Here is a 12,930-nt window from a genome sequence, read left to right on the forward strand (position 1 = left end):
GGGAAATTTAAATCGATTTGATCGCCTTATACAAAAGCGGCGGGGCCTTGAAAAGCCCCGCCGTCAGGCGCCTGCCTATTGGAAGGGGCGCGGGATGGGAATCGGCACGATAGCCGGCAGAGCTGTGTCGTTGGCAATGACCGATTCGATGCTGTTTGCCGGCGTGTCGCCGCCGCCGGAGAAAGCAAGCGCGGTTGCGGAGACGCCGCCATTGCCCTGATAGGTGACCTCCTGTTCGGAGGCCGGCGAAGCGCTGGCGAGAACCGTGCCGCAGGCCTTCGGCAGGTCGGACAGCATCATGTAGCGCGGCTTGACGGGCTTCGCATCCGCCTTGGGCTTCGGCTTGGCCCAGGGCTCCTTGGTGAACCACCAGGCGAGCGATGCGTCGCAGCCGTCGCCGGCCGCGACCTTCGCCTGCGGCTTGCAGCCGGGCGCGCCCTCCGGGCATTTGATCCGGATATGGAAGTGTTCGTCGTGGCCATAGATCGGCCGCACCTTGCCGAGCAGCGCGCGGTCGCCCTGCCAGGTGTCGCAAAGCTTCTTCTTGATCGCCGGATTGACGAAGACGCGCTCGACCTGCGGATAACTCGCCGCCTTCATGACGAGCCTGGCATGGGTCGAGGTCCAGCGGCGCGAATCGACCGTCAGGAACTTGCTCTTGTCGAGCATGGAGGTGAAGGGCAGCTTTTCGCGCTCTTCGGCCGACAGGCGGTGATCCGGCATCGGCGTGAACCAGATGTCGGCGTCGAGGCCCACCTGGTGCGAGGCATGGCCCGACAGCATCGGTCCGCCACGCGGCTGCGAGATGTCGCCGAGCAGCAGACCCGGCCAGCCGAGCTGCTGCGCGTCCTGGGAAAACTCTTCCAGCAGCGCGATCATCTGCGGGTGACCCCAGCGCCGGTTGCGCGTCAGGCGCATCGCCTGCCAGGCGGGGCCATCCGTCGGGATCGCCACGGCGCCGGCAATGCAGCCCTTGGCATAGGAACCGTAGGGGCTCGCCGCCATCTTTGCCGGCAGGCGCTTGGCGCCGAACAGTTCCTTGGCCGGCCGGTCTTCGGCGGCGGAAGGGGCGGTCAGCGCGAGGCTGGCGGCCATCAGGCACGGGATCAGGCGGGTAGGCTTGGGAGGCAGGGGCATTGTCGGGTCTCGAAGTCGCAATCGTTGCGAAAGGTTAAAGGATCATTCTTTCGCGGAAGTGAATCGTCCTGACCGATAGGGATGGCAAAAACCGCCGCTTTCATGGCAGGCCTGTCAATTGCCCGGATTTTGCCTATTCTCCGCTGCATGCTTCGGCAAACGCATTGGAAAGGGAATTGGCATGCAGGCAGCCTTCGGGAGAATTTTGGTCACGGCGGCTCTGTCGCTTGCGCTGACAACGGGTGTTGTCGCGCAGGAAACCGCAAGCCCCGTCTGGCGCAGCGGCATCTCCACCATCGGCGAGCTGAAGCGTCCAAACGGTTTCGAACGCTTCGACTACGTCAATCCCGATGCACCGAAGGGCGGCGAGCTGAAGCTGTCCGAAACCGGCACCTACGACACGTTCAACCTTATCCTCTCCAAGGGCGAGGCGGCCACGGGTGTCGGCTCGCTCGTCTTCGATACGCTGCTGAAATCGGCCGAGGACGAGATCACCGCCTCCTACGGCCTGCTCGCCGAGGGCGTCTCCTATCCCGACGACTTCTCGTCTGCGAGCTTCCGCCTACGCACGGAAGCGAAATGGGCGGACGGAAAACCGGTGACGCCGGAGGATGTCATCTTCTCCTTCGAAAAGCTGAAGGAGCACAATCCGCTCTATGCCAACTACTACCGCCACGTGATCTCGGCGGAAAAGACCGGCGAGCGCGACATCACCTTCCGCTTCGACGAGAAGAACAACCGCGAACTGCCGAACATTCTCGGCCAGTTTCCGGTCATTCCCAAGCACTGGTGGGAAGGAACGGACGACAAGGGCAACAAGCGCGACATCAGCCGCACGACGCTGGAGCCGGTGATGGGTTCCGGCCCCTACAAGATCGGCGCGTTCCAGGCCGGCGCCTCCATCCGCTTCGAGCGGCGCGACGACTATTGGGGCAAGGACCTCAACGTGAATGTCGGCCAGAACAATTTCGGCACGATCAGCTACACGTTCTTCGGCGACCGGACCGTCGAATTCGAGGCTTTCCGCACCGGCAACGTCCAGTTCTATCAGGACAACAGCGCCAGCCATTGGGCGACCTCCTACGATTTCCCGGCTGCAAACGACGGTCGCGTGGTGCGTGAGGAGATCGAGAACCCGCTGCGCGCCACCGGCATCATGCAGGCCTTCGTGCCGAACCTGCGCCGTGACAAATTCAAGGACCAGAAGGTGCGCGAGGCGCTGAACTATGCCTTCGATTTCGAGGATCTGAACCGCAGCCTCGCCTATAACGCCTTCCAGCGCGTCGACAGCTATTTCTGGGGTACCGAGCTTGCCTCCTCCGGCCTGCCTGAGGGGCGCGAGAAGGAGATCCTGGAGGAGTTGAAGGACAAAATTCCCCCAGAAGTCTTCACCACGCCCTATACCAATCCCGTCAACGGCGACCCGCAGAAGGTGCGCGGCAACCTGCGCAAGGCGCTGGAACTCTTCAAGGAGGCGGGTTACGAGCTGAAGGACCGCAAGCTCGTCAATGTGAAGACGGGCGAACCTTTCGGCTTCGAGATCCTTCTCTCCAATCCCTCCTTCGAGCGCACGGTCACGCCCTTCGTCAACAGCGTGAAGAAGATCGGTATCGATGCGCGCATCCGCACCGTCGATGCTTCGCAATATACCAACCGTACCAGAAGCTTCGACTATGACATGATCTACGGCATCTGGGCGCAGACGCTCGTTCCGGGCAACGAGCAGAGCGACTACTGGGGCTCGGCCTCGGCCGACCAGCAGGGCTCGAAGAACTATGCCGGCATTTCCGATCCGGCGATCGACGAGCTCATCCGCCGCATCATCTTCGCGCCGAACCGAGAGGAGCTGATCGCCACGACCCACGCGCTCGACCGCGTTCTACTCGCTCATCACTATGTCGTGCCCCTCTTCTATGCGAAGGCGCAGCGCATCGCCTACTGGAACGAGCTCGCCCGTCCGCAGGAGCTGCCCTATTACGGGCTCGGTTTCCCGCAGGTCTGGTGGTCGAAGAACGCCGCGAAATGAGCCGGGGCTTGCGCCGCAAAGCCGGCTGGGCTCCATATAGCGCAGCGAATCACCGCTGCCCGCAGCGGCGGCAAAACGAGAAGGTCTGGGTTTGATCGACTGGATATCGAAGCAGCGGCGTGCCGCGGATGCGCACGTCCCTCCGGCGGAGCGTCGCTGATGGGCGCGTATATCCTGCGCCGCATCCTGCTGATGATCCCGACCATTTTCGGCATCATGGCGATCTCCTTTGCGATCGTGCAGTTCGCGCCAGGCGGTCCGGTCGAGCAGGTCATCTCCGACCTCACCAACCAGGGGGCGGGCGACCGTCTCTCCGGCGGCGGCGACATGCTGCAGAATGCCGGCGGCGAGGGGGCCTATCGCGGCTCGCAGGGGCTGGATCCGGAGTTCATCGCCAAGCTGGAAAAGCAGTTCGGCTTCGACAAGCCGCCGCTCGAGCGCTTCTTCACGATGATGTGGGACTATATGCGCTTCGATTTCGGCGAGAGCTTCTTCCGCAACACGGATGTCATCGACCTCATCGCGCAGAAGATGCCGGTGTCGATCTCGCTCGGCGTGTGGATACTCGTCTTTTCCTACGCCATCTCCATTCCGCTCGGCATCAAGAAGGCGGTGCAGGACGGGTCGGCCTTCGACGTCTGGACCTCGGGCATCATCATCATCGGCTATGCCGTGCCGAGCTTCCTGTTCGGCATCCTGCTCATCGTGCTCTTCGCCGGGGGATCCTTCCTCGACTGGTTCCCGCTGCGCGGCATTGTTTCCGATAATTTCGACAGCCTCGCCTGGTGGCAGAAACCACTCGATTACATGTGGCACATGACCTTGCCGCTGATCACGCTGCTGCTCTCGGCCTTCGCCACGACGACGCTTTTGACCAAGAACTCGTTCATCGACGAGATCAAGAAGCAGTATGTCACGACGGCGCGCGCCAAGGGGCTGAACGAACGCCAGGTGCTCTACGGCCACGTCTTCCGCAATGCCATGCTGATCATCATCGCCGGCTTTCCGGGCGCCTTCATCTCGGCCTTCTTCACGGGATCGCTGCTCATCGAATATATCTTCTCGCTCGATGGCCTCGGACGTCTCGGCTACGATTCCATCGTGCGGCGCGACTATCCCATCGTCTTTGCGACACTCTTCATCTTCTCGCTGATGGGCCTCGTCGTCAGCCTCGTCTCCGACCTCATCTATACCTGGGTCGATCCCCGCATCGATTTCGACCGGAGGGACGTGTGATGAGCGCCGTCACCGATGCAAAGCCGGTCGCGCCCCCGCGCAAGGGGCTGCTCAATCCCACCAACCTGCGGCGCTGGGAGAATTTCAAGGCGAACCGGCGCGGCTACTGGTCGCTGTGGATCTTCCTGCTGATCTTCGTGCTTTCGCTCTTTGCCGAGGGCATCGCCAACGACCGGCCGATCGTCGCCTCCTACAAGGGCGAGCTGCTTTTCCCGGTCGTTATCGATTATCCGGAGGAAAAGTTCGGCGGCTTCCTGGCCGAGACCGACTATCGTTCGGACTTCATCCAGGAAGAGGTCGGCGCCAACGGCTGGATGATCTGGCCGCCGATCCGCTATTCCTACAATACGACGAACTCCAACATCCCGCATTCCGCCCCGACGAAACCCTTCTGGCTGATGTCGAAGGACGAGCGTTGCGCCGGCTATCCCGGCGGCGTGGACGATCCGAACTGCACCTTGAGCAATCTCAACTGGCTCGGCACCGACGACCAGGCGCGCGACGTGCTTGCCCGCGCCATCTACGGCTTCCGCATCTCGGTGCTGTTCGGCCTGGCGCTCACCATCGCGTCCGCCGTGGTCGGCGTGACGGCCGGTGCCGTGCAGGGTTATTTCGGCGGCTGGACGGACCTTCTGATGCAGCGCTTCATCGAGATCTGGTCGTCGATGCCGGTGCTCTACATCCTGCTGATCATCGCCGCCATCCTGCCGCCCGGCTTCTGGATCCTGCTCGGCATCATGCTGCTCTTTTCCTGGGTCGGTTTCGTCGGCGTGGTGCGTGCGGAATTCCTGCGGGCGCGCAATCTCGAATATGTCCGGGCGGCGCGCGCGCTCGGCGTCGGCAATGTCACGATCATGTACCGGCACCTGCTGCCGAACGCGATGGTGGCGACGCTGACCTTCCTGCCCTTCATCCTCTCGGGCTCGATCACCACGCTCACCTCGCTCGACTTTCTGGGCTTCGGCATGCCGCCGGGCTCGCCGTCGCTGGGTGAACTGATCGCGCAGGGCAAGAACAATCTTCAGGCGCCGTGGCTCGGCATCACCGCCTTCGTCGTCATGTCCGTCATGCTGTCGCTTCTGATCTTCGTCGGTGAAGCAACGCGCGATGCCTTCGATCCGAGGAAGACCTTCCGGTGAGCACACGCGAAATCCTCCTCTCCGTCAAAGACCTTTCGGTCGCCTTCCACCAGGGCGGAAAGACATCGCTCGCCGTCGACCGGGTGTCCTTCGACATCCACCGCGGCGAGGTCGTGGCGCTGGTCGGCGAATCCGGCTCCGGCAAGTCGGTGACGGCCAATTCCATCCTGAAGCTTTTGCCTTATCCGGCCGCCAGCCACCCTTCCGGGGAAATCCATTTCAACGGCGAGGATCTGCTGAACGCGTCGGATGCGACGCTGCGCGACGTGCGCGGCAACGACGTCACGATGATCTTCCAGGAGCCGATGACCTCGCTCAATCCGCTGCATTCGATCGAGCGGCAGATCGGCGAAATCCTGAAACTCCACCAGGGCATGGAGGCCGCCGCCGCGCGCGCCAAAATCCTGGAACTGCTCAATCAGGTCGGTATCCGCGAGCCGGAAAAGCGCCTCGCCGCCTATCCGCACGAGCTTTCCGGCGGCCAGCGCCAGCGCGTGATGATCGCCATGGCGCTCGCCAACCGCCCGGAACTCCTGATCGCCGACGAGCCGACGACCGCGCTCGACGTCACCGTGCAGGCGCAGATCCTCGAACTCCTGAAGAAACTCAAGGAAGAGCACGGCATGTCCATGCTCTTCATCACCCACGATCTCGGCATCGTGCGAAAATTCGCCGACCGGGTCTGCGTGATGACCAAGGGCAAGATCGTCGAGACCGGCCCGGTCGAAGAGATATTCTCCAACCCGCAGCACGCCTATACGCGCCACCTGCTCGCTTCCGAGCCGAAGGGCGAGCCTCGGCCGGGTGATGCCAGCCAGCCCGTCATCATCGAGGCTGACGGCGTCAAGGTCTGGTTTCCGATCAAGGCGGGCTTCATGCGCCGCGTCGTCGATCATGTGAAGGCCGTCGACGGCATCGACCTGACGCTGCGCGCCGGCCACACGCTCGGCGTCGTCGGCGAATCCGGTTCCGGCAAGACGACGCTGGGTCTCGCGTTGACGCGGCTTATCGCCTCGCAAGGCCGCATCGCCTTCGTCGGGCAGGACATTGCCGGCCACTCCTTCGCCGAAATGCGCCCGTTGCGCCGGCGCATGCAGATCGTCTTCCAGGATCCCTTCGGATCGCTGTCGCCGCGCATGTCGGTCGCCGATATCGTCGCCGAGGGACTGAAAATCCACGAGCCCTCGTTGTCGGAAGCCGAGCGCGACCATCGCGTGGCTTCGGCGCTGGAGGAAACCGGCCTCGATGCATCGACCCGCTGGCGCTACCCGCATGAATTTTCCGGTGGCCAGCGCCAGCGCATCGCGATTGCCCGCGCCATGGTGCTGAAGCCGGAATTCGTCATGCTCGACGAGCCGACCTCCGCGCTTGACATGAGCGTGCAGGCGCAGGTGGTCGAACTGCTGCGCGACCTGCAGGCGAAGCACAATCTCGCCTATCTCTTCATCAGCCACGACCTCAAGGTCGTGCGTGCGCTTGCCAATGACATCATCGTCATGCGCGCCGGGCGTGTCGTGGAAAAGGGGCCGGCGAAAGACATCATCGAGCGTCCCTCGGAGGCCTATACCAAGGCCCTCATGGCCGCCGCCTTCAATCTCGAAGCCGTCAGGGCCGAGAGCATCCACCAGTAGCGAAGAAGAGACTGCCCATGAAAAGCCCCGTCATCATCGATCTGAAATTCGATCAGGAGGAGGTCGCGGCGGCGTTGAAGGGTGCCTTTCCGGACCGCGATGTCATCAATCTCCTGCATCCGACCAACCGCAAGCGCGACCTTTCCGGCATCGACTATGCCGTGGTCTGGAAGCCGGGTGCCGATCTTTTCTCGCGAGCGATGGATCTCAAGGTCGTGTTCTCAGGCGGTGCCGGCGTCGATCATGTGCTGACGCTGCCCGGTCTGCCGGATGTGCCGCTCGTCCGCTTCGTCGACGAGACGCTGACGACGCGCATGAGCGAATGGGTGGTCATGCAGTGCCTCCTGCATATGCGCCAGCACCGGCTCTATGAGGCGCAGCGCCAGAAGCGCGTGTGGCGCGAGCTTTCGCAACCCGAGGCCAAGGATTTTACCGTCGGCATCATGGGCTTCGGCGTGCTCGGGCAGGATTCGGCGAAAAAGCTGAAGACGCTCGGCTTCAACGTCATCGGCTGGTCGAAGAGCGGCCGCAAGGTCGAGGGTTTCGAAACCTTCGGCGATAGCGGTCTCGATGCCTTCCTCGGCAGGAGCGACATCCTCGTCGGCCTGCTGCCTTTGACGCCGGACACGAAGGGCATTTTCAACACCGGCCTCTTCACGCGCCTCAGCCGCAAGGGTCCGTTCGGCGCGCCGGTCTTCATCAATGCCGGCCGGGGTGGCAGCCAGGTCGAAGCCGATATCGTCGCGAGCCTCAACGACGGCACACTCTACGGCGCTTCGCTCGACGTCTTCGAGCAGGAACCGCTGCCGCTCGAAAGCCCGCTCTGGTCGATGGACAAGGCCTTTCTGACGCCGCACGCCGCCGCCGCCTCGGATGTCGCCGCGCTCTTCCGCCATGTCGAACAACAGATCGAGCGTCTGGAAAGCGGCAAGCCGCTGGAGCATCTCGTCGATCGCAACGCGGGCTACTGAGCGCTCTATCGCTTGCCGGAAATGCTTTAGGGTCGGCGGTAGCCCGTCGGTCGGTCGTAGAGCCAGCCAATACGCTCGATGGCGGCATCCAAATTTTCGCGGGCCACGCTCATCGTGTGGCCGTTGGCGTGGAGGATGGTCGCGTCGTCCTCCATGATCGCCACATGGCCCTTCCAGAAGACGAGATCGCCGCGGCGCAGCTCTTCGCGGGCGATGGGCGTGCCAAGGCCGGCGGCCTGCATGTCGGAATCGCGCGGAGCACTGCGGCCGGCCATCATCATCGCGAGCTGCACCAGCGCCGAGCAGTCCAATCCGAAGCCGGAGCGACCGCCCCAGAGATAGGGGGTTTCCAGAAAGCGGGTGGCGACGGCGACATAGTCGTCGCTTGCCGCCGTGCCGACGGGCAGGCAATGGCCGGCGACGACGGACTGGCCGCCCGCCAGCGTCAGGTAGCGTGTGCCCCGCGTTTCGCTTTCGCCGACGACCGTTAGCCGGCTTCCGATCGAGAGCGCAAAGGCGGCGGGTGTTTTGAGGTCCGCGCCGGTATAGGCGAAGGTGCGGGGCACGGCAACGATGTGCGTAGGCGCGGCCACCTCCGGCCATACCGCGGTTTCCTCGATATAGCCGACATAACCGTCGAAATCGGATTTCACCCAAGCCCATCCATCTGCCCGGTCGAGCACCCGCACGGTTTCGCCGAACAGGATTTGCGTGTCGATGCCCGATGCCTGATCCGGCCGTCGCCGCAGGGATGCAACCGACACGGCGACACGAGCGGGCGTGCCGGAGACGTAATGCGGGGCCTCCACGGTGTCGAGCAGGGCTTCCTCGGCGAGGTCGGGGCGGTAGGCATTGAGGCGGCGGTCGGGCAGGGCGTTCATGGGCATCTCACGGAACGAGCGTATGGCCCTTCGCGATGATGAGATCGCCGAGCCGTTCGAGATAGAGCGCGCCCTCTACGGTGCGCTTGATGATGACGTTGCGGCGATCACGGTCGTCGCGCATGCGGGTAACGAGACCCTGTTCGCCCATCGTGTCAAGGGCGCGCGTGATGACCGGCTTGGTGACGCCGAGTTTTGCCGCAAGGCCACGCACGGTGTGCGGCGGCGGCACGAGGTAGATTTCGAGCAGGATGGCGAGCTGGCGCAAGGTCAGGTCGCGCCCGTCCGCATGCACCTGCTGGGTCGTCACCTCGTGCCAGAGGCCGAGCGCCTGCGATGGGGTCAGATCTACCGGCACGGCGCCTCCGGGCTTGGGCCTGACCGCCCGGCAAAGGGCGGTTCAGCTCTGTTGTCCCGCATTTGCGTTAGCGTTTCGTTACGCTACCGTATCGTTTCCTGAAAAGGAAGTTAGGCGGTCATCGTGCGTAGGTGGTGATAGAGCGCGCGGATCGCCTGTGCCTCGCCGCCGACGGGTGAATGCGGCCGTTCGGCCTGGGCCCAGGCATAGATGTCGAAATGCGCCCAGTGCTTGTTGCGCGTGACGAACCGTTTCAGGAAGAGCGCTGCCGTGATCGACCCCGCCATGCCGCCGGAAGGGGCATTGGTGAGATCGGCGATGCGGGCGGAGACATCTTTGTCGTAACCCATATAGAGCGGCATGCGCCACATCGGATCGTCGACCGTCAGGCTCGCCTCCGTGAGATCGTGCGCCAGGTCCTCGTCGTCGGTGAAGAAGGGCGGCAGGTCGGGGCCGAGCGCCACGCGGGCAGCACCCGTCAGCGTCGCCATGTCGATGATCAGGTCGGCGTCTTCCTCGTCGGCATAGGCGAGCGCGTCGGCGAGGATCAGCCGACCCTCGGCATCGGTGTTGTCGATCTGGACGGTCAGGCCCTTGCGGCTCCTGTAGATATCGCCGGGACGGAAGGCATTGGCCGAGATCGAGTTCTCGACGACGGGCACCAGGACGCGCAGGTCCACCTTCAGCTTGGCGTCCATGATCATCAGCGCGAGGCCCATGACATTGGCGGCGCCCCCCATGTCCTTCTTCATCAGGAGCATGGAGGAGGCCGGCTTGATGTCTAGGCCGCCGGTGTCGAAGGTCACACCCTTGCCGACCAGCGTCACGCGCTTGTGGCCCTTCTTCCCCCAGCGCAGTTCGAGCAGGCGCGGCGCCTGTTCGGAGGCGCGGCCGACCGTGTGCACGAGCGGGAAATTCTCCTTGAGCAGGTCGTCGCCGGAAATGACGGAAACCTTCGCCTTGTAATGCTCGCCGAGCGCGCGGAAAACGTCCTCAAGCGCATCGGGGCCCATATCGTTGGTGGGGGTGTTGATCAGGTCGCGGGCGAGAAACACGCCGGCGAGCTGGCGCTTGATGTCGGTGGCGTCGGCGTCACCCGGGATGAGCAGCGTCGCGGCTTCGGATGCGGACGCCTTGTAGCGCTCGAAACGGTAGCTGCCGAGGCCATAGCCGAGCGCCAGCCGGTTTGCCGTGAGCGGCGCGGTCTCGACGTGCCAGTCGCCGGCCGGCAGCGCGCGGGCGAGCTTGCCCGCCAGGAAGGGCGCGTCGGACGGGTTCTTGCCCAGCCCGAAGAGTGCACCGCCGAGATGACCATCCGCCGTCGGCACCATCAGCAGCGCACCGGAATCCGCCTTGAAGCCCGCCTTCTTCGCCCAGTCGAGTGCGATGGGATCGATCGTACCGGTCTCGATATGGGCCGGCGTGATCGCAAAGATCGGCAGCGTCTTTCCGTTCTTCGTGTTGAAGGGAGAGGGCCGGTCGATGAACTGGAAGGGGGCCATGGGGAACCTTTGGAGAAAGCCGCGAGAATCGGCCAATTAACACTCTGTTAGGGTTAACAGATTATTGCTGGTGCGGAGATTGCGGCGTGATTCCTAACCGCCGCATCATGCGGAAATCGCTTCGGGGACTGATCATGGCCGCTTGCCGCACGCGTTCGTCACTTCGCAAAGGGCTCCTGAGGGGCGTTGCATTCGCTGCCATCGCGGTCGCGCTTGCCGGCTGCGCCGGCGGCAAGAGCAACCTGACCACCGGTTCCATCTCAAGCGGCGGAAAGCCCGTTGCCCAGATGAACGCGACGGAGCTTCGCGGTGCCGCCGACAGCATCGGCCAGGCCTATGCGAAGAACCCGAAAGACCGCAATATCGGCCTCAACTACGCCAATGTGCTGCGCATGAACGGTCGCAACGACCAGGCGCTCGCCGTCATGCAGCAGGTCGCCATCAACTTCCCGAACGACCGTGATGTGCTCGCCGCCTACGGCAAGGCGCAGGCCGCCGCCGGCCAGCTGGAGCAGGCGCTGAACACCATCCTGCGTGCCCAGACGCCAGATCGCCCCGACTGGCGGCTGAAATCGGCCGAAGGCGCCATCCTCGACCAGCTGGGGCGCTCCGGCGAGGCCCGCCAGCGCTATCGCGATGCCCTCGACATCAAGCAGAACGAACCGTCCGTTCTTTCCAATCTCGGCATGTCCTATCTGCTCGCGAAAGACTTGAAGACGGCGGAAACCTATCTGCGCTCCGCGGCTTCCCAGCCGGGGGCGGACAGCAGCGTGCGCCAGAACCTCGCGCTCACCGTCGGCCTGCAGGGTCGTTTCCAGGACGCCGAAAACATTGCCCGGCAGGAACTGACCGCTGAACAGGCGGAAGCGAATGTCAAATATCTGCGTGCGATGCTCGCCCAGCAGAATTCCTGGAAGAAGCTCGCCGCTGACGACAGCGGCAACACGAACTGATCGGCTCGCGTCCGAAACCAAGCCTCCTTCCCAAGCATGCCTTCGCCCCGGCCGATTATTCGGACCGGGGCGTTTTGTTTCGGGAGGGGCTGCTCGTCTATTTGAACGTGTCGGAAACCTGGATGCCGGCGGGGCCGAGAATGACGGCGACCAGCACGGGCAGGAAGAACAGGATCATCGGCACGGTGAGCTTCGGCGGAAGGGCTGCCGCTTTCTTTTCCGCTTCGTTCATGCGCTGGTCGCGGCATTCCTGGGCAAGCACGCGCAGCGCCTGCGCGATCGGCGTGCCGTAGCGCTCGGCCTGGATGAGCGCCTGCCCGACCGCCTTCACGGTATCGAGGCCGATGCGCGCGCCGAGATTTTCATAAGCCGCGCGCCGCTCCTGCAGGAAGGAGAGTTCGGCTGTCGTAAGTACCAGCTCTTCCGCAAGCTCCGGAGAGGAGATGGCGATTTCGTCGGCCACGCGCTTGAAGGCGACCTCGATTGTAATGCCCGATTCCACGCAGATCAGCATGAGGTCGAGCGCGTCCGGCCAGGCGCGGCGGATCGAACTCTGGCGTTTCGACACCTTGTTGGAGATGAAGATGTTTGGCGCATAGAAGCCGAGATAGGCGCTGAGAAGCGTTGCGAGCACGCGAACCAGGAATGGTTTGTCTTCGAGGTAGCCGAGATAGAAGATATAGAAAGCGCCGATGGTGCCGAAGACGAAAGGCAGCACGAAGCGTGCGAAAAGGAAGATGTTGAGGGCGTTCTGCGAGCGGTAGCCTGCCTGGCGCAACCGGTTCATCGTATTGGCGTCGACGAGGGCTTCGCGCAGGTTCAGCCGCTCGACGACCTGGCGCACCGAGGTATTGTGTGCGGCGCGCAGCGAGGCCTTGCTCTGGACGGTTTCGGCATTGAGGCGTGCGCGCTCGCGGGCGCGCATCTGCTCGCGTTCGAGCGCCACCGATTTCATGCGCTTGTCCAGATCGCCGCGATCGAGATAGGGCGCTGCCAGCGTGTAGATGGTCGCGAGCACTGCCATCATCACGAAGGCAGACAGCAGAACGGCCGGGTCGGTGAGGCTGGTGATAAGTCCGGACATGGCCCCGCGCTC

At 63.6% G+C, this 12,930-nt stretch carries 11 protein-coding genes; 6 read left to right on the plus strand and 5 right to left on the minus strand.

The window, feature by feature from the left end:
• Window positions 1-75: 75 nt before the first annotated feature.
• On the minus strand, window positions 76-1,095 hold the full coding sequence (mepA, locus tag MUO32_RS15955) for a penicillin-insensitive murein endopeptidase (protein WP_257949946.1): 1,020 nt from the start codon (window positions 1,093-1,095) through the stop codon (window positions 76-78).
• Between the two features lie 223 nt (window positions 1,096-1,318).
• Between mepA and MUO32_RS15960 the strand changes: the two genes are divergently transcribed.
• From MUO32_RS15960 to MUO32_RS15980, 5 genes are all read left to right on the plus strand, one after another.
• Complete coding sequence (locus MUO32_RS15960; RefSeq protein ID WP_257949351.1) at window positions 1,319-3,163, plus strand: extracellular solute-binding protein; 1,845 nt, start codon at window positions 1,319-1,321, stop codon at window positions 3,161-3,163.
• Between the two features lie 159 nt (window positions 3,164-3,322).
• Window positions 3,323-4,399, plus strand: coding sequence for a microcin C ABC transporter permease YejB (locus tag MUO32_RS15965; protein WP_257949352.1), 1,077 nt, complete (start codon window positions 3,323-3,325; stop codon window positions 4,397-4,399).
• Window positions 4,399-5,538: an ABC transporter permease gene (locus MUO32_RS15970; RefSeq protein WP_257949353.1), complete on the plus strand. Its 1,140-nt coding sequence runs from the start codon at window positions 4,399-4,401 to the stop codon at window positions 5,536-5,538. The genes MUO32_RS15965 and MUO32_RS15970 overlap by 1 nt, the downstream gene beginning before the upstream one ends.
• A complete protein-coding gene (locus tag MUO32_RS15975) occupies window positions 5,535-7,169 on the plus strand; it encodes an ABC transporter ATP-binding protein (protein WP_257949354.1) in 1,635 nt (544 codons plus the stop codon). Before MUO32_RS15970 ends, MUO32_RS15975 begins: the two co-directional genes overlap by 4 nt.
• A gap of 11 nt (window positions 7,170-7,180) precedes the next feature.
• Window positions 7,181-8,140, plus strand: coding sequence for a glyoxylate/hydroxypyruvate reductase A (locus tag MUO32_RS15980; RefSeq protein WP_257949947.1), 960 nt, complete (start codon window positions 7,181-7,183; stop codon window positions 8,138-8,140).
• Window positions 8,141-8,166: 26 nt separating this feature from the next.
• On the opposite strand, the gene MUO32_RS15985 is transcribed toward MUO32_RS15980, so the two are convergent.
• The 3 genes from MUO32_RS15985 to MUO32_RS15995 form a co-directional block, all read right to left on the minus strand.
• Window positions 8,167-9,021 carry an NlpC/P60 family protein gene (locus MUO32_RS15985; RefSeq protein ID WP_257949355.1) on the minus strand — a complete coding sequence of 285 codons (855 nt, stop codon included), beginning with the start codon at window positions 9,019-9,021 and terminating at the stop codon, window positions 8,167-8,169.
• Window positions 9,022-9,028: 7 nt separating this feature from the next.
• Window positions 9,029-9,379 (minus strand): helix-turn-helix domain-containing protein, encoded by a 351-nt coding sequence (locus MUO32_RS15990; RefSeq protein WP_257949356.1) that lies wholly within the window; start codon window positions 9,377-9,379, stop codon window positions 9,029-9,031.
• A gap of 110 nt (window positions 9,380-9,489) precedes the next feature.
• Entirely contained in the window at window positions 9,490-10,881 is a 1,392-nt protein-coding gene (locus MUO32_RS15995) for a M17 family metallopeptidase (protein ID WP_257949357.1), read from the minus strand.
• Between the two features lie 134 nt (window positions 10,882-11,015).
• Between MUO32_RS15995 and MUO32_RS16000 the strand changes: the two genes are divergently transcribed.
• Complete coding sequence (locus MUO32_RS16000; protein WP_257949358.1) at window positions 11,016-11,834, plus strand: tetratricopeptide repeat protein; 819 nt, start codon at window positions 11,016-11,018, stop codon at window positions 11,832-11,834.
• Window positions 11,835-11,931: 97 nt separating this feature from the next.
• On the opposite strand, the gene MUO32_RS16005 is transcribed toward MUO32_RS16000, so the two are convergent.
• Window positions 11,932-12,918 (minus strand): type II secretion system F family protein, encoded by a 987-nt coding sequence (locus tag MUO32_RS16005; RefSeq protein WP_257949359.1) that lies wholly within the window; start codon window positions 12,916-12,918, stop codon window positions 11,932-11,934.
• Window positions 12,919-12,930 lie beyond the last annotated feature (12 nt).

Source organism: Shinella sp. CPCC 101442 (genome assembly GCF_024704725.1).
In the GTDB taxonomy this organism is placed as follows: Bacteria; Pseudomonadota; Alphaproteobacteria; order Rhizobiales; family Rhizobiaceae; genus Shinella.

Excerpts from the sequence above, each read along its gene's own strand:
- MUO32_RS15960 (WP_257949351.1), top strand. The coding sequence starts at position 1,319 with ATGCAGGCAGCCTTCGGGAGAATTTTGGTCACGGCGGCTCTGTCGCTT.
- MUO32_RS15985 (WP_257949355.1), bottom strand. The coding sequence starts at position 9,021 with ATGAACGCCCTGCCCGACCGCCGCCTCAATGCCTACCGCCCCGACCTC.
- MUO32_RS16005 (WP_257949359.1), bottom strand. The coding sequence starts at position 12,918 with ATGTCCGGACTTATCACCAGCCTCACCGACCCGGCCGTTCTGCTGTCT.
- MUO32_RS15995 (WP_257949357.1), bottom strand. The coding sequence starts at position 10,881 with ATGGCCCCCTTCCAGTTCATCGACCGGCCCTCTCCCTTCAACACGAAG.
- MUO32_RS15970 (WP_257949353.1), top strand. The coding sequence starts at position 4,399 with ATGAGCGCCGTCACCGATGCAAAGCCGGTCGCGCCCCCGCGCAAGGGG.
- MUO32_RS16000 (WP_257949358.1), top strand. The coding sequence starts at position 11,016 with ATGGCCGCTTGCCGCACGCGTTCGTCACTTCGCAAAGGGCTCCTGAGG.
- MUO32_RS15965 (WP_257949352.1), top strand. The coding sequence starts at position 3,323 with ATGGGCGCGTATATCCTGCGCCGCATCCTGCTGATGATCCCGACCATT.
- mepA (WP_257949946.1), bottom strand. The coding sequence starts at position 1,095 with ATGGCCGCCAGCCTCGCGCTGACCGCCCCTTCCGCCGCCGAAGACCGG.